The following is a 23490-nucleotide window of genomic DNA, read 5'->3' as shown; positions in this document are numbered from 1 at the left end:
CCTCCGGGGGTTCACTTCAGTTCGAAATAGACACGGCTTCCGCCTTCCTTCCGGGCCCGTTCCCCACCGTCGACGATGAAGACCCGGTCCTCGGACACCTTTCCCGAGCCCAGGAGACGGTCCCGGACGGCCTGGACGCGACGGCGGGCCAACAGCCGAAGGGCAGCGGCGTCCACATCGACCCGGGCAAGGAGCCGGGCTTCCATGTCGGCCGGGGCGGGTTCGGGAGCGGCCTTGGCCTCCTTGGGGTCCTTGGGCGGGGGGAATGCCTGGAGGTAGGCGGCGCGCAGGAACTTCGGCCGCTCACCGGGCCCCAGGGGCTGGCCCTTGAGGCGCGCCAGGGAGGCCTCCAGCTCCGCGAGCTTCAGGGCGGGCACATCGACCTCGCCCGCGGTGCCCTCCATCTCCAGGCGCAGGCCGGGGCGCTCGAAGAGGCCCTTCTCGAGGGTCTCCAGGACCTTGGCCCCCTGGGCGTCGACGGCGTCCCCCCCGGGCGGGAAGGGCAGGAGGCTGAGGTCCGCGTCCCCGCCCCCGAAGGCCTTGCCGATCAGCGCGAAGGGCGAAGTGGCGATCTTGGCGAAGACGTTGATGACGGCGCGCCAGATGACCCGGCCCAGCTTGAAGTCGGGGGAGGCCAGGTCCCCGCGCACGGGCACGTCCAGGTCGATGACGCCGTGGCGGTCCCGCAGCAGGGCCAGGCCCAGCTTCACCGGCACGTGCACGGCCTCGGGGCTCTCCACCGCCCCGCCCAGGGTGAACTGGTCCATGCGGATCCGGTTCTCGCCCTCGAGCTTGCGGTCCTGCACGAGGTACTTCATGTCCAGTTCCAGCTTGCCCTTCTCGATGCCGTAGCCCACGTAGCGGCCCGAGTAGGGACTCAGGGGCGACAGGTCCATGCCGCCCATGACCAGGGCCACGTCGGTGTAGGCGGCCTGGGACAGGAGGTTCACGGTGCCCTTGGCGGTGAAGGGCGCGGCGCCGTCCACCAGCGCCTTCAGCTCCATGGAGGCCCGGGACCCGGGGTCCGAGGAGAGCCGGCCCACCTGGCCGTCGATATGGTCCAGGGAGAGGGCCACCACCGGCTGCAGGCTCCGGTCCAGGAACGTGAAGGAGCCTCCCTTGAACCGGAAGGCGCCGATCTCGGCCTTCACCGGGGCACCGGGCGCGGACTTCTCCGCGGGCTTTTCCGCCGGCACCGCTGGGGCCGCGGCGGTGCGCACGAACCTGAAGGCGGGCCGGTCCCAGTCGATGGATGCCAGGGACACGGCCATGGGGCTCGAGGCGGCCCTGATTCCGGCCACGCGCAGGGCTTCCCAGGCCACCTCGGCGTTGCCCGCGACCGCCTTGAAGCCGTCCACACGGGCCTGCCCCCGGAAGGCGTACCTCGCGGCGGGAAGGTCGAAGTCCGCGTGCCCGGCCAGCCCCAGGCGCCCGGAGGCGAGGGTGGCGTCCGGCGCCGCATAGCCGTCCAGGGGCGCCAGGTCCAGGTCGTCCACCTTGAGCTCCAGGGCCCCGGCGGACTTCAGCGGCGCCGCGGTGCCCGCGGCATGGACGCGTCCCCTGCCGTTCCACCGCAGATCCAGGTCCACGTCGCAGAGCCTGGCCGGATCCATGCTGAATTTCCTTACGGTGAGGGCCAGCTGGTCGAGGGTCAGGTCCACGGGGCGTCTGGGCACCAGGTCCCGGAAGGCGACGGACTGGTTCTCCACGCGGAGTTCGTCCAGGTCGAAGGTGAAGGGTTCGGCCTTCTTCGGCTTGGCGGGCACGCGTGGCGTGGCCATGCGCATGAGGTTGATGCTGCCCGCGGCGTTTCGCTCCACCTTGAGCCGGCTGTTGCGCACGGCGAGGGAGGCCACGTGGAATTTGGATTCCAGGAGGTCCGCCTCCAGGCCCTTGACCCGCACCTCGGCCAGGTCGACGGCGGAGCCGGGCACGCCGGTCTCGCCCAGGGAGAGGTTGTCCAGGCCCGCCTCGCCCTTGTGGAGGCGCACGGCGTGGCTGCCTTCGCCCCACCGGAACTCGTAGTCGGCCTTCACGTCCAGCGTGCCGGACATCAGCTCGACGTCCATCCTGTCACGGTAGTACGGGGCGTACTTGGGCAGGTGGAGGCCCCCCACGAAGAAGCTTCCCTGGCTGCGCAGGGGCTCCACGAAGAAGTGGCCCCGCCACCCGAAGGTCTCGCCCCGCTCGGTGCGCCCCGTGAAGGCGTACGGGTTGTTGTTGTCGGGCTTCAGGCGGAAGCCGTCCAGGTCGAGGCTCAGGGGGCCCAGGACCGTGGTGAAGGCGGGGGTGGTGGAGCGGTCCGCGAAGTCCACCCGGGCGCGCACCACGGTGAGCTTGCGGATGCGGATGTCCGGGAGGGGCCCCGCGGGCCTGGGGGGCTCGGGGGAGGCCACCAGCAGGTCCTGGAAGGTGGGGTTGCCTTCCCTGTCCAGCACCACCTGCGCGTGGAAGCCCTCCAGGCGGATCTCCTGGAAGACCGGGGCCAGCCGGAACAGGGTGGCGGCGCCCAGGTTGACGTAGAGCCGGTCCCAGCCCAGCAGGGCCGAGCCGTCCTTGTCCTTCACCAGGAAGCCCTCCAGCGTGACGGAGAGGGCGAAGGGGTTGACACGCACCCGGGCCACCGTAACTTCCCGGTGGAGCATGGGCGCCAGCCGCTTCGGAAGCTGCGCCCGGATCAGGGCCGGTGCGAGGAGGAACCCGGCCGCCGCATAGAGAACGACCAGGAGAGCGAGGGCTTGGACCCACCGCCGTCCCAGGACCTGACGGAGCAATGTTGATGCATTCATGTGGAAAGACTAGCACTTTTCCGGCCCCGGAAATCCTCCTGATCCGGTCATGTATACCAAAAGTCACGATGCATGTGACAAACCGGTTTAAAGGGCTAACATTGCCGCATAACCATGGTCCCGAGACCATGACTACCCATTTCGGGTGTGTCGGTAATTCGGTCGACCCACAAAGGGAGAATTGAATGTCCACCCCGCGTCGTGTCGTCATCCTGGGAGCCGCAGGCCGCGACTTCCACAACTTCAACACCGTGTATCGCGACAACCCCGACTACCAGGTCGTCGCCTTCACCGCCACCCAGATCCCCGGGATCGACGAGCGGATCTACCCCGCCGTCCTGGCCGGGAAGCTCTATCCCGCCGGCATCCCCATCGTCCCCGAGCAGGAGCTGGAACAGATCGTCAAGCGCGACAAGCCCGACGTGGCCGTGTTCTCCTACTCCGACGTGACCCACGAGTACGTCGGCCACATGGCCAGCCGCTGCATCGCGCTGGGCCTGGACTTCGAGCTGCTGGGCGCCGACAAGACCATGATCAAGTCCAAGGTCCCCGTCATCGCCATCACCGCCGTGCGCACCGGCGCCGGCAAGAGCCAGACCACCCGCTACATCTCCAACATCCTCAAGGGCCTGGGCAAGAAGGTCGTGGCCATCCGCCACCCCATGCCCTACGGCGACCTCGCCAAGCAGGCCTGCCAGCGCTTCGCCACCTACAGCGATCTTGACCTGCACGAATGCACGATCGAGGAGCGGGAGGAGTACGAGCCCCATATCGACAACGGCTTCATCATCTACTCCGGCGTCGACTACGAGCAGATCATCCGCAGCGCCGAGAAGGAAGCCGACGTGATCCTGTGGGACGGCGGCAACAACGACCTGCCCTTCTACGCCTCCGACCTGCACATCGTCATCGCCGACCCCCTGCGCGCGGGCCACGAGTCCATCTACCACCCCGGCGAGGCCAACTTCCGCATGGCCCACGTCATCGTCATCAACAAGTGCGACTCCGCGAAGGAAGAGGACATCAAGTCCATCGAAGCCGCCGCGGCCCGCCTCAATCCCAAGGCCGTGGTCATCCGCGCCAACTCGCCCGTCACCTGCGAGAAGCCCGAGCTGGTCAAGGGCAGGAAGGCCCTCATCATCGAGGACGGCCCGACCCTCACCCACGGCTCCATGAGCTACGGCGCCGGCGTCGTCGCCGCCAAGGCCGTGGGCGTCGGCACCATCGTGGACCCCACCCCCTACGCCGTGAAGTCCATCGCCGCCACCTACGCCAAGTATCCCAACGCCAGGGGCATCCTCCCCGCCATGGGCTACGGGGCCGAGCAGGTCGCCGACCTCGAGCGGACCATCGAAGCCACCCCCTGCGACGTGGTCATCTCCGCCACGCCCATCGACATCACCCGCGTCCTGAAGGTCTCCAAGCCGATGGTGCGCGTGGCCTATCAGCTGGCCGAAGTGACCCCCGGACAGCTGGCCGTGCAGGTCAAGGCGGCGGTGGAAGCGGCCGTGGCCGCACACTGACACGAATGAGCATGAAAAGAACGGGCACCTTCGGGTGCCCGTTTTTTTTCTCCGCGTTGTTCGGGAAATGGACAAGTGCACCGGCCGGTTGTTCACAATCGATTCGACCCGTGCGCCTGCTTCTGAAATAAGCACGGGCTAATAAGCACTTTAGATATTGGAACAAGACCTGCATTACCGGACCAGGAGCTTCCCATGACCGATTCCTCCATCCGTGACCAGGTGCAGTGGCTCGTCGACCGCGCCCTCATCAGCGACCTGCTGTTCAGCTTCGCGTCCTGCCTGGACGCGAAGGACTACGAAGGCTATGCGGCCAACTTCGCGGAGGGCGGCTACGTGGAGCTTCCCGACCCCACCACCGGCGGCACGTTCCGCATGCCCAGGGAGCGCATGCCCGAGCTGATGCCCCACGGCCTCGCCAGGTATTCGGGCACCCACCACATCAGCACCAACCACCAGATCACGGTCGACGGCGACACCGCGGCATCCCGCTCCTGCCTCCAGGCCGTCCACGTGGGCGCCACGCCCTTCGAGCACTGGGACGGCGGCGGCTGGTACGACAGCACGTACCGCCGCACGCCCCAGGGCTGGAAGTTCGTGAGCGTCAAGCTGGGCATCCTCTGGCTGACCGGGACGCCCGAACGGATGGAACCTAGAACGTGATGAGCAGGCCCAGGCCCATGCCCGTGGTGTTCGCGCCCGGGGCGACGGTACCCACCGGCGGGAACTCGGCGAGGGTGCCGGAGCGGCCGTTGGTCATGCCGTAGTACGACGCGAACAGGTCCACGTTCTTGGCGATGGCGTAGGAATAGCCCGCGCTCCACTGGGTCCCTTCCAGCCCGTCCGTGGAGGCGGCGGCGCCGCCGTTGCGCTGGGCGGAACCGGCGCTGCCGCGGCCGAAAGCCGCCCACACCTGGTGCCTGCCGAGCTGCTGCTGGACCAGGGTGTACCAATTGGTGCGCTTGTACTGGCGGAGGGCGCCGGCGGCGGTGTCGTCGGTGTCGTACGTGAGCTGCTCCACCACCGCGGAGACCTTGGTGCCGGTGCTGAAGGCGTAGGACGCCACCAGTTCCTGCCCGGTGTCGGAAGAGGCCTTGTTCGTCAGGGTGGCGCCAGCGTTGCCGCCCAGCTGGGACAGGCCGAAGTAGTCGTTGTGCCGCTCGAACCCGTAGCTGACCTTCACGGGGCCCTGGGCATAGGTCACGAGGCCGGAAAGGATCGTGGGACTCACGGAGGGCGCGGCGGCGGTGGCGACGGTCTTCCCCTCGTCCACGGAGACGCCCACGCGGGCGGAGAAGCCGTTCCACACGGGGGACCAGTACTGGATGCTGTTGCCTTGCCGGCGGTTGAAGGCGGCATCGGCCTTGCCGTTGACGCGGCCGCTCTGGGTCGTGGTGCCGGGCACGTTGAAGCCGGGGTTGGCGGTGAGCGCGTTGTCGAAGGGGCTCAGGCCGCGCAGGGGGCCCACGGCCAGGAGAGGGAACTTGTAGGGCGTGTCCCAGTTGCCGTAGAACGCGGTGCCCCAGCTGCCCTTGAGGCCCACGGCGGAGTTGCGGCCCGCCAGGGTGTTGGGGGCGTCGCCGTCGGGGCTGATGGCGTTCTCGATCTGCCAGAACACCTGGAGGTCGTCGGCCACCTTCCACGCGCCCCGGAAGCCCAGGTTGGAGGTGCCGGAGGTGATGCGCAGGCGGGAGGGGAGGTCGAGGCCCGTGTAGGCCGAACCCGGAACCTGGCTGGCGCCGCCCAGGGCGGGCGTGAGGCCCGCGGGCGTGGCGCCCGTGGTCCTCACGCTCTCCAGGAAGGGGAGGAGCGTGGCGTAGATCTGCACGTCGGCGGCCTGGGCGCAGGCGCCGATGGACGCCAGCGCGAGCAGGGACAGGGTTGGGTTGCGGCGCATGGGGGCGCTCCTCGGAAAGTGGGTGGACGTTTCCCCCGGCGGTACAGGCCGCGGCACGGGGACATTCGGAGATCGGGGCGCTTGCCCCGGAAGGAAAAAAATGGGTCACTATGGGAATACGCCCAGTCGGGGATGCGCCCTAATACCGTTTCGCACTGGGGACCATTGCAAGCCGATATGAGGGAAGCCCCATGGACACCAAGCGGCTCACGTACTACTGCACCATCGTCGAGCAGGGCCAGATCAGCCGCGCCGCGCGGCTCCTCAACATGTCCCAGCCCCCGCTGAGCCAGCGCCTCAAGGAACTGGAGGACGAGCTCGGCGTCCAGCTCATCATCCGCGAGGGCCACGCCTGGCAGGTGACGGAGTCCGGACGGATGCTCTACGAGCGGGCCCGGCAGGTCCTGGACCAGCTGGGCGACATCCCCTCCGAAGTCAAGAACGTGGCCGACGGGCTCTCGGGGACGATCCGCATCGGCACCTCCAGCGTGTGCGCGTCCCACTTCCTCAAGCTGCTGCCCGGGTTCAACGCGCGCTTTCCCAGGCTGAAGTTCAGCCTGCTCATCTCCGACAGCTCGGACCTGGCGACCCACGTGGAATCCAGGGAGCTGGACTTCGCGATCCTGCTCCTCCCCGTGCCGAAGGAAGGCAACACGGTGCGCCTGCTTCCCACGGGCAACCTCTGCGTGGTCATGCCGGCGGGGCTGGCACCCGCGGGCCTGCCCGCGCGGATCGGCGTCGAGCACCTGGCCGGGATCCCGCTGATCTGCATGCGGCGCTGGACCGGTGGAGGCACCTTCGAATTCCTGCTGAAGGCCTTCCAGGAGAAGGATATCGAACCCCGCATCATCCTGGATTCACCGGATGTGCGGACCCTGCTGGGCTGCCTTCTGCGGGGTCTGCAGGCCGCCGCCATCATCCCCGCCTCGGAGATCCCCGGGACGCTCGGGGACCGCTTCGAGATCCACCCCCTGGACCTGCCGGGCCTGACCCTGCACCCCGCGCTCATCCACCGCACGGACCGGTACCTGTCGCAGGCCATCCGCGACGTCATCGAGGCGATTGTGGCCGGGTAGCTCCATATCGAAGGACAATGGACCGCAGTTGGAAACGGTATTATCCGCGGGAAATCGTCTGCGGTCTGATGGGGAATCCTAAAAGGAGGACCCAGATGTCGCCAATAGAAACCGCCGTCACCGTCCACGATCTCCGCTCGGCCATCGAGCTCCTGGAGCAGCACGAGGGGCAGCTGCACCAGACCGACGTGGAAGTGGACCCCATCGCCGAGCTCTCCGGCGTCTACCGCTACATCGGCGCGGGCGGCACCGTCATGCGCCCCACCAAGCTCGGCCCCGCGATGCTCTTCAACAACATCAAGGGCTTTCCCGGCTCCCGCGTCTCCATCGGCATGCTCGCCGACCGCAGGCGCGTGGCCCTGCTCCTGGGCACGACCGTGGAGAAGGTGGGTTCCATCCTCTGCGACGCGCTCAACGCCCCCATCGTTCCCAAGGTCGTCAAGGCCGGCAGCGCCGTGTGCCAGGAAGTGGTCCACAAGGCCTCCGAACCCGGCTTCGACATCCGGACCCTCATCCCCGCCCCCACCAATACCCCCGAGGACGCCGGCCCCTTCATCACCATGGGCCTGTGCTACGGCAAGGATCCCGAGAACGGCCAGGAGGACGTGACCATCCACCGCCTCTGCATCCAGGGCAAGGACGAGATCTCCATGATGTTCGTCCCCGGCCGCCACCTGGACGCCTTCCGCATCAAGGCCGAGAAGGCCGGCCAGCCCCAGCCCATCTCCATCAGCATCGGCCTGGACCCCGCGGTGTACGTCGCCGCGTGCTTCGAGGCCCCCTCCACGCCCCTGGGCTTCAACGAGCTGGGCATCGCCGGCGCGCTGCGGGGCAAGGCCGTGGAAGTGGTCGAGTGCCTCACGGTGGACGCCAAGGCCATCGCCCACGCCGAGATCGTCATCGAGGGCTTCCTCCAGCCCGACGTGCGCGTCGTGGAGGACCAGAACAGCCACACCGGCAAGGCGATGCCCGAGTTCCCCGGCTACAACGGCCCCGCGCACCCGAGCCTGCCCGTCATCAAGGTCACGGCCGTCACCCACCGCGTCAATCCCATCATGCAGACCACCATCGGTCCCTCCGAGGAGCACGTGAACCTCGCGGGCATCCCCACCGAGGCCTCCATCAAGATGATGGTCGGCAAGGCCCTTCCCGGCTTCCTGCAGAACGTCTACGCGCACCCCTCGGGCGGCGGCAAGTACCTCGCCATCCTCCAGGTGAAGAAGGCCGTGCCCTTCGACGAGGGCCGCCAGCGCCAGGCCGCGCTCCTGGCCTTCTCGTCCTTCTCCGAGCTCAAGCACGTGATCCTCGTGGACGAGGACGTGGACCCCTTCGACACCAACGACGTGCTGTGGGCCATGACCACCCGCTTCCAGGCCGATGCCGACGTCATCGCCATCCCCGGCGTGCGCTGCCACCCCCTGGACCCCTCCCAGACCCCCGAGATGAGCCCCTCCATCCGCGGCAAGGGCATCACCACCAAGGCCATCTTCGACTGCACCGTCCCCTTCGAGCTCAAGGCGAGGTTCCAGCGCGCCCAGTTCATGGAAGTCGACTACAAGCGCTTCCTCTAGGCCGACCCGCAACCCACCTTCTTCCGGAGCACATATGATCGGTCCTTTCGTCAACGGCGCGTCCGTGGTCCTCGGCAGCCTCACCGGCGCCTCCATGGGCAACAAGATCAGCGAGAACCTGCGCACCAAGATGCCCCTGGTCTTCGGGGTGTCCTCCATGGGCCTGGGCATCGCCATGATCGTCAAGGTCAAGTTCCTCCCCGCGGTGATCCTAGCCCTCCTGGTGGGCACCGCCATCGGCGAGCTCCTCCACCTGGAGGACTACATCATGAAGCTCGCCAGCAAGACCCGCGGCTTCATCGACAAGTTCGCCAAGCCCGCCGAGGGCATCACCCACGAGGAGTTCCTCGGCAAGTTCGTGGCCATCCTGGTGCTCTTCTGCGCCAGCGGCACCGGCATCTTCGGGGCCATGAACGAGGGCATGACCGGGGACACCTCCCTGCTCATGGTGAAGTCCTTCCTGGACCTCTTCACCGCGGCCATCTTCGCCACGGCCCTGGGCTATTCCGTGGCCACCCTGGCGATCCCGCAGTTCGTCATCCAGGGCAGCCTCTTCCTGCTCGCCACCAAGATCCTGCCCATGACCACGCCCTTCATGATCGCGGACTTCTCCGCCTGCGGCGGCCTCATCATGGTCGCCACGGGCTTCCGCATCGCGGGCATCAAGCCCTTCTCGGTGGCGAACATGCTCCCGGCGCTCTTCATCGCCATGCCCATCAGCGCCCTGTGGGTGCGGTTCATGGTGCACTAGGATGACCGGTCCCAAGCGCCTCGTGGTGGGCATCAGCGGCGCCAGCTGCGCGAACCTGGCCATCCGGCTCCTGCACGCGATGCGGGAGCAGGATGGCTGGGAGACCGACCTGGTCACCACCGACGGCGCCCGCCGCACCCTGGAGCACGAGCTCCACCTGCCCCAGAGGGAGCTGGAGGCGCTGGCCACCCGCACCCACGACGTGAGGAACATCGGCGCCACCATCGCCAGCGGCACCTACCGCACCGAAGGCATGGTGGTCATCCCCTGCAGCATGAAGACGGTGGCCGGCATCGCCCACGGCTATTCCGAGAACCTCCTCCTGCGCGCCGCCGACGTGACCCTCAAGGAGCGCCGCAAGCTGGTTCTCATGGCCCGGGAGACGCCTCTCAGCGTCATCCACCTGAAGAACATGCTCGAACTGGCGAAGATGGGCGTCGTGATCATGCCGCCCGTCCTCACCTCCTACCACGGTCCCGCGTCCGTTGAGGACATGGAGGACCACCTGGTGGGCAAGGTGATGGCGGAGTTCGGCATGGAATACGCCCATTTCCGGAGATGGAAGGGCTGAACCGCCCTCCCTGCCTTCCTTGGCGGTCCTCGGCCCCTCGGCCACCTCGGCGATGCATTCCGCCGAGGTGGCCGAGGGGCCGAGGATCGCCGAGGAAGGGCTATTCCCTGGCCAGTCTTTCCAGTGCCTCGCCCTCGACCCGGCAGTGCAGCCATTCCCGCATCACCTTGGCTCCCTGGCGCTCGTAGAAGTCGATGGAGGGCTGGTTCCAGTCCAGGACGGCCCACATGTAGCGCGTGCAGCCCTTCTCGAGGGCGATGGCGGCGAGGCGCTTCAGGAGGGCCTTGCCGATCCCGTGGCCACGGAACTCGGGCCTCACGAAGAGGTCCTCCAGGTAGAGCGAAGGCTTCCCCTCCCAGGTGCTGAAGTTGTAGAACCACAGGGCGAAGCCGGCGGGGCGGCCCTCCCACTCGGCCAGGATCACCCAGGCGTAGGGGTGCTCCCCGAAGATCGCCCCGCGCATGTCGGCATCCGTGGCCACGGCCTTCTCGGGGGCCTTCTCGTACAGGGCCAGCTCCCGCACGTAGGCGAGGATGAGGGGGATGTCCCCGGGGGCGGCGGGACGCAGGGTGAGCATCACTTCACCGGCTTCGCGGCGTCCAGTTCGGCCGCGAGGATCTCCATCTCGGCCTGGGTCAGGCCGGGGGCGCCGTCCTTGAGCAGCGAGACGAAGGCCTGGATCTCCGCGGGGCTGCCGGGATAGCCGATGTTCTCGGCGGGGCCGCCGGCGATGGGGCGGATGGAGGTGGAGCGCGGCGCGCCCTTGCCGTCCAGCACCAGGTAGAAGGGGATCCCGGTCTTCACGCCGCCGGTCCAGGTGGCGTACAGCTCGGCGGCGCCGGGGTTGTCCAGCTCCTTCTTCGGTCCCCGCTCCTGGATGGTCAGCCACTGGGTGACGAAGTGGCGGTCCATGACCGCCTTCACCGCGGGGCGGGCCAGTACGGCCTCCAGGCGCCGGCACCAGCCGCACCAGGAGGCGTGGAAGGCCACCAGGACCGTCCGGCCCGCGGCCGCGGCCTGGGCCTCCTTGAGGAGCTCCTGGGCGGGGCGGGCCTGCGCGTGGAGGAGGGGGCTGGCCGCCAGGGCCACGAGAACGGCTGGGAGCAGGGGCATGCGGGGCACGGGGAGGTCCTTTCGAGGCTTCCCGATTCTAGCCTATCCGGCGGTGCGCGCGTCCAGGTGCGCCTGGAGGTCCCGGATGCCGAAGGGCTTGCCCAGCAGCGAGACGCCGGTGTGGGAGGCCACCAGGTCCAGGGCGTTCTGGTCCACCCTCCCCGTGACCAGGAGGACCGGGACGTCCGGCTCGATGAGGCGGAGACGCGGCAGGGTGGCCCCCCCGTCCAGTCCGGGCATGTTCATGTCCAGGAGCACCACGTCCGGGCGCAGGCCGGCTTCGAGCGTGGCAAGGGCCGCCTCGCCCCCTTCCGCGAGGGCGCAGGCGTGGCCCAGGGCCTCAAGGAGCGCCTCCAGGGACTCCCGCACCAGCTCGTCGTCGTCCACCACGAGCACCTTCAGGGGCCGCCGGGAGGGCCCGAGGGCCCCTGCCGCCGGCGCTCCGGGGAGGGCGGTCTCCAGGCCCGGAAGGCGCAGGCGCACCTGGGTGCCTCGTCCCGGCCGGCTCTGGATGTCCAGGCTCCCCTTGTGGGCCGCGAGGGTCGCGAAGGCGATGGAAAGGCCCAGCCCCGTGCCCTGCCCTTGGGGCTTGGTTGTGAAGAAGGGATCCATGGCCCGCGCCAGGACGTCCGGAGGCATCCCGGTCCCCGTGTCGGCCACTTCGAGGATCACGGTCCCCTCCGGGCCGTTGAAGGTGCGGATCAGCAGGGAACCCCCGCCGGGCATGGCGTCCACGGCGTTGAGGCAGATGTTCATCAGGGCCAGCCCCAGGGCCGCCGGGTCCCCCCGGACCTGGCGGATGCCGTCGCCCAGATCGGTCTCGAGGATCACCCGCCGGAGGGTGGTCCTCTCCAGCAGTGCGATCTGCTCCCGGGCCAGGGCGTTCAGGTCCACGTCCCGCTCCTCCGGCACGCCCTTCCGGGCGAACCCCAGGAGGCCCTTGACCATGCTTCCGCCGCGTTCGCAGGCGAGGCGGATCGTCCCCATGTCCCGCGCCTGGTCCGAGCCCGGCAGCGCCCTGTGCTCGTACACCGAGGCCAGGCCCAGGATCGCGCCCAGGACGTTGTTCATGTCGTGGGCGATGCCTCCCGCGAGGCTGCCGAGGCTCTCCATCTTCTGCGCCTGGAACAGCCGGGCCCGGGACTCCGCCAGTTCCGCCTCGGCCCTCCGGCTGTCCTCCAGGGCCTGGCGCAGCCTCGCCTGCTCCCGGTCCAGCCCGCCCAGGACGTACCCGAGCATCAGGGAGCACACGAGGAGGGAGATGGCATAGCCCGTGGTGAGGTCCAGGAGCCGTCCGGAAGGCCAGCGGAAGGGGTAGGCCAGGTCCGGCCAGGCCCGCTCCGCCAGGAGCAGGGCCGTGACGTTGGCCACCAGCAGGGCGATGCCGGCATACCGGAAACGCCCCCTGAAGAACAGGACCAGTCCCAGCCCGGCCTCGAAGAAATGGAGCCCGACGCTGCCCTGGGAGCCGCCGTTGGGGAACCACAGCAGGTCGAGGCACGCCACGTAGGAGAACAGCATGGTCTTCTTCAGGTAGCGGCCCTGCCGCGCCTCCCAGTAGATGGCCAGGGACACCACGCCGAAGCACAGGCTCACCGCGTCCACCCACGGACCGAGGTCCTGGAAGAGGTCCAGGGGGATGACCACGAAGATCGAGACCAGGGCCGCGAGGAGGCAGAGCCCCTGGAAGAAGCGCTGCTCAAGGCCCAGGGTGCGGTCCGGGAGCAGGCGCTCTTTGAGGGACTCGAGGCGGGGGATCATCGGACGCCTTTCCGGCTGTCGGATCTTGATTGGGTTTATATGCCCAATCTTGATCTTCTCCCTGCGCGGAGGGGAAGGGGCGAGGGCGCCCAATTCCCCGGGACCTTCCGCCGGCACAGGGCCAGATTTGAATTAAATATAACAAAATATTTGTGTTAACTAATTCACACCAAATGCGTGCTCTTTGTGTTGACTTCGCCACAGGTCGCACTACCATTCCTCGAGTTTCCACTTCTAATTGAATGATTTATAAGACCGGGTCTCAATCTCAACACCAGAGGAGGCTGCATGTCTGTTTCACGGGAATCCCTGTGGGAGACCATGAAGGAGAAGGGCTATAGCCGCCGGGAGTTCATGGAGTTCTGCGGATTCGCGGCCGTGGCGGCGGGACTGGGCACGCAGGCCACCGCGGCGGTGGCGGCCACCTTCGAGAAGAAGGGCCGGCCTCCGGTGGTGTGGCTCCACTTCCAGGAGTGCACCTGCTGCAGCGAGTCCTTCATCCGCGGCTCCCACCCGGTGGTGGCCGACGTGCTCCTGGACGCCATCTCCCTCGACTACACCCAGACCCTCCAGGCCGCCGCGGGCACCGCGGCCGAGAAGTGCCTGCACGACACCATGAAGAACTATGCGGGCAAGTACATCCTTCTGGTGGAGGGCTCGGTGCCCACCGGCGCGGACGGGGCCTACTGCTGCATCGCCGGCGAGAGCGCCGAGGAGATCCTCAGGAAGGCCGCCCGGGACGCCGCGGCCATCATCGCCTGGGGCAACTGCGCCTCCTTCGGCTGCGTCCAGGCCGCAAAGCCCAACCCCACGAACGCCACGGCCATCTCCAGGCTGGTAGGAAAGCCCGTGATCAACGTACCGGGATGCCCCCCGATCGCCGACGTCATGGCCGCGGTGGTGACCCACATCCTCATGTTCGGGCGCGGGCCCGAGCTGGACGCCCTGGGCCGCCCCAAGGAGTTCTACGGGCGCCGGGTGCACGACACCTGCTACCGCCGCCCCTACTACGACGCCGGACTCTTCGTGGACGCCTGGGACGACGAGGGCGCGCGCAAGGGCTACTGCCTGTTCCGCATGGGCTGCCGGGGTCCGGTGACCTACAACGCGTGCTCGGTGACCAGGTGGAACGGGGGCGTCAGCTACCCGATCCAGTCCGGCCACGGCTGCATCGGCTGCTCGGAGAACGGGTTCTGGGACAACGGCCCCTTCTACCGGCACCTGCCCAGCACGCCGGGCTTCGGCATCGAATCCACCGCCGACACCATCGGCCTGGGGCTGGGCATCGGAGTCGCGGTGGGGGTCGCGGCCCACGCCGTCACCACCAACATCCGGAAGCGCCCCCTCATCGCCGAGACGGTGAAGGAATCCTCTCCCGCGGGCCAGACTGAAGACGAAGGGGCCAAGTGATGAGCAAGCGCATCGTCATCGATCCTGTCACCCGCATCGAGGGCCATCTCCGCATCGAGGCGGTGGTGGAGAACGGCGTCGTCAAGGACGCCTTCAGCGCCGGCACCATGGTCCGGGGCATCGAGAAGATCCTCAAGGGCCGCGATCCCCGCGACGCCTGGGCCTTCACCGAGCGGGTCTGCGGCGTATGCACCACGGTCCACGCCCTGGCCAGCTGCCGGAGCGTCGAGGACGCCCTGGGCATCGAGGTTCCCAGGAACGCCGAGCTGGTGCGCAACCTCATGTTCTGCGCCCAGTTCGTCCAGGACCACGTGGTCCACTTCTACCACCTGCACGCACTGGACTGGGTGGACGTGGTGAGCATGCTCAAGGCCGATCCCGTCGCGGCCTCGAAGATCGCCCAGTCCCTGTCCGCCTGGCCCAGGTCCAACCCCGGCCACTTCGCCGCGGTGCAGACGCGCCTGAAGAAGTACGTGGAGAGCGGCCAGCTGGGGATCTTCGCCAACGGCTACTGGGGCCACAAGGCCTACAAGCTCCCGCCGGAAGTGAACCTCATCGCCGTGTCCCACTACCTGGACGCCCTCGAATGGCAGAAGGAGATCGTCAAGATCCACGCCATCTTCGGCGGCAAGAACCCCCACCCCAACTACCTGGTGGGCGGCGTCCCCTGCTCGTTCAACATCGACGAGGTCAACGCCATCAACACCGAACGCCTCAATCACGTGGCCAGCCTCATCAAGGACGCCATCACCTTCGTGGAACAGGTGTACGTGCCCGACCTCCTGGCCATCGCCGGCTTCTACAAGGACTGGGCCGCCATCGGCGGAGGGCTGGAGAACTACCTGGCCTACGGCGACCTGCCCACCCGGGGCATCCGGGACGTGGGCTCCTACCTGCTGCCCCGCGGCGCCATCCTGGGCCGCAACCTCAACGAGGTCCATGAGGTCAACGGCAAGGACGAGAAGGAGATCAGGGAATACATCTCCCACTCCTGGTACAAGTACGGCGGCGGCGACGAGGTCGGCCTGCATCCCTTCAGGGGCGAGACCGAGTTCAACTACACCGGGCCCAAGCCGCCCTACGACCAGCTCAACGTCGAAGGGAAGTACTCCTGGCTGAAGACCCCGCGGTGGAAGGAGCACCCCATGGAAGTGGGTCCCCTGGCCCGCATGCTGGTGGCCTACGCCAAGGGGAACACGGACGTGAAGGAGCTGGTGGGCGTCGTGCTCGGCAAGCTCGACGTGCCCGTCACCGCCCTCTTCTCCACCCTGGGCCGCACCGCGGCGCGGGGCGTGGAGACCCAGATCGTGGCCCACTGGATGAAGGGCTTCTTCGACGAGCTGGTGGCCAACATCAGGAACGGCGAGGTGCGAACCCACACCCGCTACCACTGGGATCCCGACACCTGGCCCGCCGCGGCCGAGGGCGTCGGCCTCACCGAGGCGCCCCGCGGCGCCCTGGCCCACTGGATCAGCATCAAGGACAAGGCCATCGACAACTACCAGCTGGTCGTTCCCAGCACCTGGAACGCCTCCCCCCGCGACACCAAGGGGCAGCGGTCCTCCTACGAGGCCTCCCTCATCGGGACGCCCGTGGCCAACGTGGACCAGCCGGTGGAGATCCTCCGGACGATCCATTCCTTCGATCCCTGCCTGGCCTGCGCCGTGCACCTTTACGACCCCAGCGGCAAGCAGATCCACCAGGTGCAGTTCAACTGAGCGGAGGGGGACATGCACGCCACCAACGCCACCTACAAGCGGGTGTACGTGTGGGAGCTGCCCGTGAGGGCCTTCCACTGGATCAACGGTTTCGCCGTGACGGCCCTGGCCGTCACGGGCTACTTCATCGGCAACCCCATCCACGTGGGGTTCGCCCAGGAGGCCTCGGGCCAGTACTGGTTCGGCACCCTGCGCTTCGTGCACTTCGCCGCCGGCTACGTCTTCCTCATCAACTTCCTGGCCCGCATCTACTGGGGCTTCGTGGGCAACCGGTACGCCGACTGGCGGCAGTTCATCCCCACCTCCAGGAAGAACCTCGACGAGATCGTGGACGTGCTCAAGGTGGACGTCTTCCAGACCAAGCTCAAGGGGCCCGTCCACGTGGGGCACAACCGCCTGGCGGGGACCATCTACTTCGCCACCTTCTTCGCCTTCCTGTTCCAGGTGGCCACGGGGTTCGGGCTGTATGCCCCCATGAGCCGCTCCATCGTCGGAAAGGCCTTCGCCTGGGTCGTGCCCTTCATGGGCGGCGACCAGAACACGCGCCAGTGGCACCACGCCATGCTCTGGTTCTACGTGCTCTTCACCCTGGTGCACGTGTACCTGGTCTTCTACCACGACTACATCGAGGGGCGGGGCACCACCTCCTCCATGGTGGGCGGCTGGAAGTTCGAGAAGGACAACCGTGACGCCTGACCGGATCCTGGTGCTGGGCATCGGCAACACGCTCCTCGGCGACGAGGGGGCCGGGGTCCACGTGGTGCGCAGGCTCATGGAGGCCCCCGCCCCGCCCGGCGTCGAGTTCCTGGACGGGGGAACCGGCAGCCTGGTGCTGCTCGAGCCCATGCAGGACGCGCGCCGCATCATCCTCGTCGACGCCACCGCCGACGGCGAGCCCCCCGGCACCCTGCGGCGCCTGGCCCCGAAGTTCGCCAGCGACTTCCCCCCCAGCCTGGCCGCGCACGACATCGGCCTGAAGGACCTGCTGGACAGCTTCTACCTCATGGACCTGGGGGAGCCCGACGTGGTGCTCTTCACCCTCAGCATCGCCCTGCCCCAGGACATGACCGTGGACCTGAGCCCCGCCCTGGCGGAGGCCGTGCCCGGGGCGGCGGCGGCGGTGCTGGCCGAACTCGCTACCTAGGCGCCCAGAAGGCCGGGTCGCTGGCGATGGTGCTGGGCCCCGCGAAGGTGAGCTTCGGGTTGAAGGAGAAGATCTGGTTCTCCACGAACTGCACGCTGTCCCCGAAGACCTTGGAGAGGGCCTTGCGGCCGTCCTCCCCCATGACCTCCAGGAACGCCTTGTCGGCCGCGTCCGCGAGGTCCATGTCGCCCAGGGACTTCATGGGGCGCAGGATCACGAAGGTGGGCGAGGGCTGGCCCGCGACCACCTCGTAGGTGGCGAAGGAGAACGGATACCTGCTCTTGGCATACCCTTCCAGGGCCACCTTGAGGCCGTCCTCGAAGGGCCTGTTCTGGCCCTGCTTGACGCGGAAGGTGCGCACGCGCATGTACCGCATCTTGCCGATCTCCACGTCGGGTCCGAAGCTCAGGTCCTTGCGGCGGGCCCCCACGAAGGTGCGGGCGCCGCTGAGCAGCTCCCCGTCCTGTTCGGCGATCCTGGCGATCTCCTTCTTGAGGTCGGGGTTGGCGTCGAACTCGTTCTGGGCGCCGCCCCATTTCGCGAAGGAGCCGTAACCGGCGAGGAACCAGGCCTCCGAAGGGCCGGTCAAGGCCTCCATGCCCAGGTAATAGTTGGTCGATTTGCCTTTGATCATGGCTTGGGTCCAGGCGGCCTCGGTGGCTTCGTGGGCCGCTCCCTTCCCGGGCTTGACCTCCTCCCGGATGAATACCATCACCGGGGGCGGCGGCTGGGGGCCCGACTGGGCCATCAGCGCGGGTGCGATGAGAAGAGCGAACGTGGGGACATGCGCAGAGAGGGAACGAAGGTTCATGGTTGCCCACCTCCAGAGGGCGGGGTCGATCGTAGCCGCGGATAGAGATCATCCATAGAAAATTAATGTTGTAACATGAAAGTTTATTCGTTTTTTTCCATATGATTCCAACGTATCACGAGGTCTTGACAGCGCCCCATGCCGGATCACCCCTTGAGCTCCCGCCCCACCCTGGATTACGGCGCCGACTGCCTCTAGTCTCATGGGATGACCCATCTCTGGCGTGAACTTACCGTTCTGGCCGCGGCCTTCGCCGCGGGCACCATCAATTCCATCGCGGGAGGAGGCACGCTCATCTCCTTCCCCGCCCTGCTGGGCATCGGCCTCACGGGGCAGCAGGCCAACGTCACCAGCACCCTGGCCCTGTGGCCCGGGTCCATCGGCGGGTTCGTGGGCCACCGGGAGGACCTGAAGGGGACCCGGCGCTTCGCCCTGCGCCTGGTGCCCCCGTCGCTGGGCGGCGCCGCGCTGGGCGCGTGGCTCATGCTGGCGACCCCCGCCAAGACCTTCGACCTGCTCATCCCCTGGCTGATCCTCACCGCCACCCTCCTGATGGCCGCCAACGACTCCATCTCCAAGGCCCTCGGGCACGTGCACGGCGGCGAGCGGAGCCGGACCTGGTGGATGGGCGCCATCTTCTTCCAGTTCCTGGTGGGCATCTACGGGGGCTTCTTCGGCGCGGGCATCGGCATCCTCATGCTCGCGGCCCTGAGCCTGCTGGGCCTCACGGACATCCACCAGATGAACGGCCTCAAGAACTTCCTGGCCCTGTCCATCAACGGCGTGGCCATCCTGCTGTTCCTGGGCGCGGAAGTCTTCTTCCACGGCCGCAACGTGGTGTGGGGCACCGCCGGCCTCATGGCGATCGCGGCCATGGGCGGAGGGTTCTTCGGATCCCACATGGCCCACCGGGTGGGGCGGAAGACCGTGCGCGCCATCGTCGTGGGGGTGGGGTTCATCCTGACGGCATGGTACTTCTACAAGATCCACGGCATTTGAAGCACATGAGTTGAAGTAGGGCCCGTTGGGGTTCGGGAATCATCCCCTTTCATTTCCCGGCGAACCTCGGCCCGCCGAGGAGAAGAAGGAACGGGTTCCCTTAGCGCGGGGGGCCCAGGAACGTCCACGGGTCCTTCAGGAACTCCCGGCCCAGCCAGCTCAGTTCATGGAAGCCCGTCACCCCGCGGGCCCTCATGGCCGTCTTCAGGGCCAGGTGGAACGACACCCCGAAATTGCACACCCCGATGATGACGATGCTGAGGAGCCCCCAGGCGATGTCCCCCCAGCGCGGCACGTCCTCCACGGCGCAGAGGGCCAGGGACGCGGCGTTGAGGGTCACGTGGCGAACCTCCACGGGCAGGCCCGCGAAGGCGAAGGCCACGGGGAGGAAGCCCAGGAGGAGGCCCAGGGCCACGTAGCCCGCCACGCCGCTGAAGTGGTGCTCCACCTGCCTGCCCAGGGCCTCGGCCCGGGCGGGGCCCAGCCAGAGACGGAGGCGGCGGTGCGTCGCCACGGCCTCGGGCAGGCGGCGGAATGCGCTCCAGTTGGCGGCCCAGCCCGCGGCCAGGCTGGACATCCAGAGGAGGACCCCGGTGAGCATGGCGAAGGGGATGGTCCAGGAGCGGAAGGGGTGGAGTCCGTGGAGGCTGTGGGCGGCGGTGGCCGGATCCACGAAGGGCCGGCCCAGGGCCCAGCGCCACGCCAGGGCCAGGGCGAGGGTCGCGGGGATCGCCACCAGGACGTTGCCGGCGGTGGCCATGACCTGGCTGCGGGTGATCCCGGCCACGAGGTCCTTGAGGCCGGCCCGGGAGCGGCTGTCCTCCAGGGCGCCGGCGAGGCTCGCGGCGGTCATGGCGGGCTGCTTGGAAGCGAGGGTCAGGCCCAGGAACTGCATGGCCACGAAGCTGAGGGTGTAGTTGGCGGCGAAGCCCAGGCCGCCCACCAGGGGCGCCAGGGCGGCCGCGGCCAGGGCGTACTTGAAGAGCGCGGTGAAGGCCGTCAGCGCGCCGCCCCCGGCCGCGGACCAGAACGTGCTCGCCCACTCCCCGCGGGACTCGGCGATGTAGTGCTCTCCGGTGCGCCCGGTGTGCTCCACGACCTTCCGGGCCATGAGCCTGACGCTGCCCTTGACCAGCGTGCCCAGGCGCCGGCCCCGGGCCTTGCTCCGGATCAGCTCGGCGGCGAACGCCCGGCCGCCGAGCCTGCCCTGGATGACGTCCACCAGCTTGCCGCAGCGCTCCAGGTAGGCCTCCAGGAGATCCAGGCGGTACACCAGCTCCGAGCTGGTCCCGTGGGTCTCGAGGTGCTCCAGGGCCCTGGCCATGCGCGCGCGGCAGTCCTCCAGGAGCGCGGCCCAGCCCGGATCCCCGCCCACGCGCAGGGCCGCGGCGGCCTCGGGGAGCCTGGCGAAGGGCGAGTCCAGTTCGCGTTCCTGGGGGCCCAGGCCCAGCAGGTCGCGAGCCAGGCCCAGGGCCGCGGCCCGGTAGGCCAGGAGCTGGACGGCGTCCCAGCGGGCCTCGGCAGGCACGGAGAGGAGCCCGTCCCAGAGGCCGTCCCCCTCCGGCAGGGCCTCGACCCAGTCCCCGTCGGCCTCGTCGAGCTCCAGGCGGTGAAGGAGCGCGGAGAGGTCATTCTCGGGATCCAGGCTGGGCACGAACCGGTCGACCAGGAGCTCCACCGCCTCGCGGAGGAAGGAACCATGGGTGGGCAGGCCCGCATCGGCCAGGAGGCCGACAGCGCTGGTATGGCTCCAGACCGCCTGGATTCGGGCCTTCCACTCAGGGCCCGAGGGGCGGAGTTCGAGGTGTTCCTGGAGCTCCTGCAGCCGGCGGAAACGGGCGGAGGTGAGGCCGCCTTCCGGGTCCCCGTCCATCACCCACCTCAGCAGCCCCTCGAACCAGGCCTCGTCGGGGACGGGAGCGGCGAGCACCTTCGTCAGGAGTATCGAGGCCATCAATCATCCTCTCTGGGCGCGCCCTTCATGGCCGTTCATGACATGATGTGGGACGCTTCGGAGAATACCATGCCGCCGGAATGGGGTTCGCGGGAAACCATCCTCGTGGTGGACGATGACCGGGCCGTCAGCGCCGCCCTCAAGCGCCAGCTGGGCCGCGGCGGCTACATCGTCCACTGCGTCGGGGACGGTGCCGCCGCGCTGGCCTTCGCGCAGGGCGGCACGGTCGATCTGGTCATCCTGGACCTCGTCATGCCGGGCATGAGCGGCATCGAGACCTGCCGGGCCCTGCGGCTCCTGCCGGGATGGGGCGAGATCCCCGTCCTGGTCCTCACGGGCTCCTACGACGAGAAGCTCTATGCCGAGGCCCTGGACTGCGGCGCCGACGACTTCCTCACCAAGCCCGTTCGCACGGAGGAACTGCAGCTGCGCGTGAAGTCCCTCATCCGCATCCGGGGGCTGATGACGGACCTGCGCACCAGCGTGGCCACCATCGGGGCGCAGAACGAGATCATCCTCCGGACCCGCGAGGAGCGGGAGAGGCTCCAGGCCTTCCTCCTCCACGACCTCAAGAACCCCATCGCCGGAATCCTCCTTCAGGCGGAGATGATGGTCACCCAGGAGACCCGGCCCGCCGCGGCCTGGAACCGGGTCCTCACGGGCGCCGAGCACCTCCTGCGGCTGGTCACCTCCTGGATGGACCACATCAAGGCCGAGCACACCGGGATCCGGCCCTCCCTCGCCGAGGTGCCGCTCCGGCCCTTCCTGGAGGGGATCCTGGCCCGCCACGACCTCTGGCTGAAGGTGCGGAAGATCCACGGCGTGGTGGAGGTGGAGGACGCCGATCTCCACCACCCCATGGACCCGGTCCTCATGGACCGGGTGCTGGGCAACCTCCTGGACAACTGCCTGCGCTACTCCCCCGACGGCGGAACCCTCCTCCTGGGCGCCGGGCGCCACGAGGGCGACGGGCTCCACCTGTACGTGTCCGACCAGGGCCCCGGGGTTCCCGAGGCGATGCGCGAGGGGATGTTCGACCTCTACGTCCAGCTGGAGACCTCCGCCTCCCACGCCCACAACCGCCACAACCGCGGCCTGGGCCTGGCCTTCTGCAAGGCGGCGGTCGACTCCCACGGGGGCCGCATCTGGGTGGACGACAATCCCGGCGGCGGCAGCCGCTTCAACATCGTGCTCCCTATTCCTCGCCCAGCCGGTCCAGGATGAGCTTCCAGGCCTCGTACCTGGGTCCCACGGCATCCTCGAGGGTTCCCGGGTCCCAGACCCTCTGGACGCCGAACACCTTGCAGTCGCCGACGGCCGTGGAGAGCGTCTCGGCCGCGTGGACGACGCGTTCGGGCGTCATCCCGATGGACGGGCGCGGGCAGTGATGGTGGGCCACCGCCTCCACGACGGCGCCGGGCAGGCCCCATAGACCCAGGAGGTGCGCCCCCGCTTCGCCGTGGTGGACTCCCAGCACCTCCATTTCCGCATCGAGGATCTCCATGGAGCTCGTGGCGAGGAGCCCGGCGATCCGGTGGTACTCGGAGGGGAACCCCGAAGCCAGCAGGAGCAGGCCGACGTCGTGGAGGAGGCCCCCCGTGAAGCAGTCCGCCTCCAGTTCACGGCCCAGGCCCTCCAGCCTGGCGATCTCCCGGGAGGCCGCGGCCAGCTGGAGGCTGTGCTGCCAGAGGTGGGCGCCGTTGAAGGCCTGCGGCAGCGCGCGCACCTGACTGAAGATTCCGTGGACCAGGGCCAGCGACTTGAGGGTGTCGACCCCCAGGAAGGACACCGCCTCGGCCGGGTCCGAGACCCGCTGGCGCAGGCCGAAATAGGCGGAATTGACCAGCTTGAGGATGTTGCCGGTCATCCCCGGGTCCTTCTGCACCACCCTGCCCAGGTCCTCCACGGTCGTGGCCTCGATGGCCAGGAGGGCCAGGATCTCCTGGTAGGCGGCAGGCAGGACCGGGAGGTGGGCGATCCCGCCGAGGACCCGGCGGATCTCCTCGCTGCGCAGGCGGCCTCCGATCTCGCTGGCGGCCTGGATCACGGTGCGCAGGATGCCGGGGTCGCAGGGCTTGGAGATGAACTGGTGGGCCGCGCCTTCCACCTGGAGGATCAGGTCGGAATCCGCCTGGCCCGAGAGCACCAGCCGGATCGTGCCCGGATGGAGCCGCATGACGCGGTTGAGGAATTCGGCTCCATTCATGCCCGGCATGCGCATGTCCGCGACCACCACGTCGAAGGGGGACCGGGCCAGTTCCTCCAGGCCCTCGGCGCCGCTGGTGACGAAGACCATGTCCCACTCGGCCCGCATGTTCCGCAGGAGCCGCTGGAGCCCCTGCAATACGAGCGGTTCATCATCAACAAACAGTATCCGGGTCCTGACGGCCATGGCTGCTTCG

Annotated in this window: 20 protein-coding genes; 12 read left to right on the top strand and 8 right to left on the bottom strand. The window is 68.3% G+C overall.

Translation table 11 applies throughout. The features are described 5' to 3' along the window. Nucleotides 1-11: 11 nt before the first annotated feature. Nucleotides 12-2774: a DUF748 domain-containing protein gene (locus RAH40_RS21015; protein WP_306599592.1), complete on the bottom strand. Its 2763-nt coding sequence runs from the start codon at nucleotides 2772-2774 to the stop codon at nucleotides 12-14. Nucleotides 2775-2974: 200 nt separating this feature from the next. Between RAH40_RS21015 and RAH40_RS21010 the strand changes: the two genes are divergently transcribed. Then, a complete protein-coding gene (locus RAH40_RS21010) occupies nucleotides 2975-4312 on the top strand; it encodes a cyclic 2,3-diphosphoglycerate synthase (RefSeq protein ID WP_306599591.1) in 1338 nt (445 codons plus the stop codon). 195 nt (nucleotides 4313-4507) lie between these two features. Beyond that, a complete protein-coding gene (locus tag RAH40_RS21005) occupies nucleotides 4508-4975 on the top strand; it encodes a nuclear transport factor 2 family protein (protein ID WP_306599590.1) in 468 nt (155 codons plus the stop codon). Here the strand turns inward: RAH40_RS21005 and RAH40_RS21000 are convergent. After that, nucleotides 4965-6209, bottom strand: coding sequence for a porin (locus RAH40_RS21000; protein WP_306599589.1), 1245 nt, complete (start codon nucleotides 6207-6209; stop codon nucleotides 4965-4967). The two genes, RAH40_RS21005 and RAH40_RS21000, sit on opposite strands and share 11 nt — an antisense overlap. Before the next feature lie 191 nt (nucleotides 6210-6400). Between RAH40_RS21000 and RAH40_RS20995 the strand changes: the two genes are divergently transcribed. From RAH40_RS20995 to RAH40_RS20980, 4 genes are all read left to right on the top strand, one after another. Then, the gene (locus RAH40_RS20995; protein WP_306599588.1) at nucleotides 6401-7285 is read left to right on the top strand and encodes a LysR family transcriptional regulator; all 885 of its coding nucleotides are present in this window, start codon (nucleotides 6401-6403) and stop codon (nucleotides 7283-7285) included. A 95-nt stretch (nucleotides 7286-7380) separates the two neighbouring features. Next, a complete protein-coding gene (locus RAH40_RS20990; RefSeq protein WP_306599587.1) occupies nucleotides 7381-8856 on the top strand; it encodes a UbiD family decarboxylase in 1476 nt (491 codons plus the stop codon). 34 nt (nucleotides 8857-8890) lie between these two features. Further along, nucleotides 8891-9607 carry a DUF554 domain-containing protein gene (locus RAH40_RS20985; RefSeq protein WP_306599586.1) on the top strand — a complete coding sequence of 239 codons (717 nt, stop codon included), beginning with the start codon at nucleotides 8891-8893 and terminating at the stop codon, nucleotides 9605-9607. A gap of 1 nt (nucleotide 9608) precedes the next feature. Further along, nucleotides 9609-10178, top strand: coding sequence for a UbiX family flavin prenyltransferase (locus RAH40_RS20980; protein ID WP_306599585.1), 570 nt, complete (start codon nucleotides 9609-9611; stop codon nucleotides 10176-10178). Nucleotides 10179-10278: 100 nt separating this feature from the next. Here the strand turns inward: RAH40_RS20980 and RAH40_RS20975 are convergent, their stop codons facing one another. The 3 genes from RAH40_RS20975 to RAH40_RS20965 are packed head-to-tail and all read right to left on the bottom strand — an operon-like array spanning nucleotide 10279 to nucleotide 13052. Beyond that, nucleotides 10279-10755, bottom strand: coding sequence for a GNAT family N-acetyltransferase (locus RAH40_RS20975; RefSeq protein WP_306599584.1), 477 nt, complete (start codon nucleotides 10753-10755; stop codon nucleotides 10279-10281). Then, nucleotides 10755-11291 (bottom strand): thioredoxin family protein, encoded by a 537-nt coding sequence (locus tag RAH40_RS20970; RefSeq protein ID WP_306602315.1) that lies wholly within the window; start codon nucleotides 11289-11291, stop codon nucleotides 10755-10757. The genes RAH40_RS20975 and RAH40_RS20970 overlap by 1 nt, the downstream gene beginning before the upstream one ends. Before the next feature lie 42 nt (nucleotides 11292-11333). Then, nucleotides 11334-13052, bottom strand: a complete 1719-nt coding sequence (locus RAH40_RS20965; protein ID WP_306599583.1) for an ATP-binding protein — start codon at nucleotides 13050-13052, stop codon at nucleotides 11334-11336. 288 nt (nucleotides 13053-13340) lie between these two features. On the opposite strand from RAH40_RS20965, the gene RAH40_RS20960 reads away from it, so the two are divergent. Genes RAH40_RS20960 through RAH40_RS20945 form a run of 4 tightly spaced genes read left to right on the top strand, consistent with a single transcriptional unit; the run spans nucleotide 13341 to nucleotide 17324 of the window. Next, nucleotides 13341-14462, top strand: coding sequence for a hydrogenase small subunit (locus tag RAH40_RS20960; protein ID WP_306599582.1), 1122 nt, complete (start codon nucleotides 13341-13343; stop codon nucleotides 14460-14462). After that, entirely contained in the window at nucleotides 14462-16180 is a 1719-nt protein-coding gene (locus RAH40_RS20955) for a nickel-dependent hydrogenase large subunit (protein WP_306599581.1), read from the top strand. Before RAH40_RS20960 ends, RAH40_RS20955 begins: the two co-directional genes overlap by 1 nt. A 12-nt stretch (nucleotides 16181-16192) precedes the next feature. Then, the gene (cybH, locus tag RAH40_RS20950; RefSeq protein WP_306599580.1) at nucleotides 16193-16876 is read left to right on the top strand and encodes a Ni/Fe-hydrogenase, b-type cytochrome subunit; all 684 of its coding nucleotides are present in this window, start codon (nucleotides 16193-16195) and stop codon (nucleotides 16874-16876) included. After that, the gene (locus RAH40_RS20945; RefSeq protein WP_306599579.1) at nucleotides 16866-17324 is read left to right on the top strand and encodes a hydrogenase maturation protease; all 459 of its coding nucleotides are present in this window, start codon (nucleotides 16866-16868) and stop codon (nucleotides 17322-17324) included. The genes cybH and RAH40_RS20945 overlap by 11 nt, the downstream gene beginning before the upstream one ends. Here RAH40_RS20945 and RAH40_RS20940 read toward each other — a convergent pair. Next, nucleotides 17317-18135 carry a hypothetical protein gene (locus RAH40_RS20940; RefSeq protein ID WP_306599578.1) on the bottom strand — a complete coding sequence of 273 codons (819 nt, stop codon included), beginning with the start codon at nucleotides 18133-18135 and terminating at the stop codon, nucleotides 17317-17319. The genes RAH40_RS20945 and RAH40_RS20940 overlap by 8 nt on opposite strands. Nucleotides 18136-18342: 207 nt before the next feature. On the opposite strand from RAH40_RS20940, the gene RAH40_RS20935 reads away from it, so the two are divergent. Continuing rightward, nucleotides 18343-19134, top strand: coding sequence for a sulfite exporter TauE/SafE family protein (locus RAH40_RS20935; RefSeq protein WP_306599577.1), 792 nt, complete (start codon nucleotides 18343-18345; stop codon nucleotides 19132-19134). A gap of 100 nt (nucleotides 19135-19234) precedes the next feature. Here the strand turns inward: RAH40_RS20935 and RAH40_RS20930 are convergent, their stop codons facing one another. Then, nucleotides 19235-21088 carry a hypothetical protein gene (locus RAH40_RS20930; RefSeq protein ID WP_306599576.1) on the bottom strand — a complete coding sequence of 618 codons (1854 nt, stop codon included), beginning with the start codon at nucleotides 21086-21088 and terminating at the stop codon, nucleotides 19235-19237. 69 nt (nucleotides 21089-21157) lie between these two features. On the opposite strand from RAH40_RS20930, the gene RAH40_RS20925 reads away from it, so the two are divergent. Further along, nucleotides 21158-22312, top strand: a complete 1155-nt coding sequence (locus RAH40_RS20925) for a response regulator (protein ID WP_306599575.1) — start codon at nucleotides 21158-21160, stop codon at nucleotides 22310-22312. On the opposite strand, the gene RAH40_RS20920 is transcribed toward RAH40_RS20925, so the two are convergent. After that, nucleotides 22284-23480: a response regulator gene (locus tag RAH40_RS20920; RefSeq protein WP_306599574.1), complete on the bottom strand. Its 1197-nt coding sequence runs from the start codon at nucleotides 23478-23480 to the stop codon at nucleotides 22284-22286. The genes RAH40_RS20925 and RAH40_RS20920 overlap by 29 nt on opposite strands. Between the last annotated feature and the right edge of the window lie 10 nt (nucleotides 23481-23490).

It is taken from the genome of Geothrix sp. 21YS21S-2 (assembly GCF_030846775.1).
In the GTDB taxonomy this organism is placed as follows: Bacteria; Acidobacteriota; Holophagae; order Holophagales; family Holophagaceae; genus Mesoterricola.
Note: the sequence above shows the minus strand (reverse complement) of the source record. Positions and strands in the feature narration are given on the sequence as shown.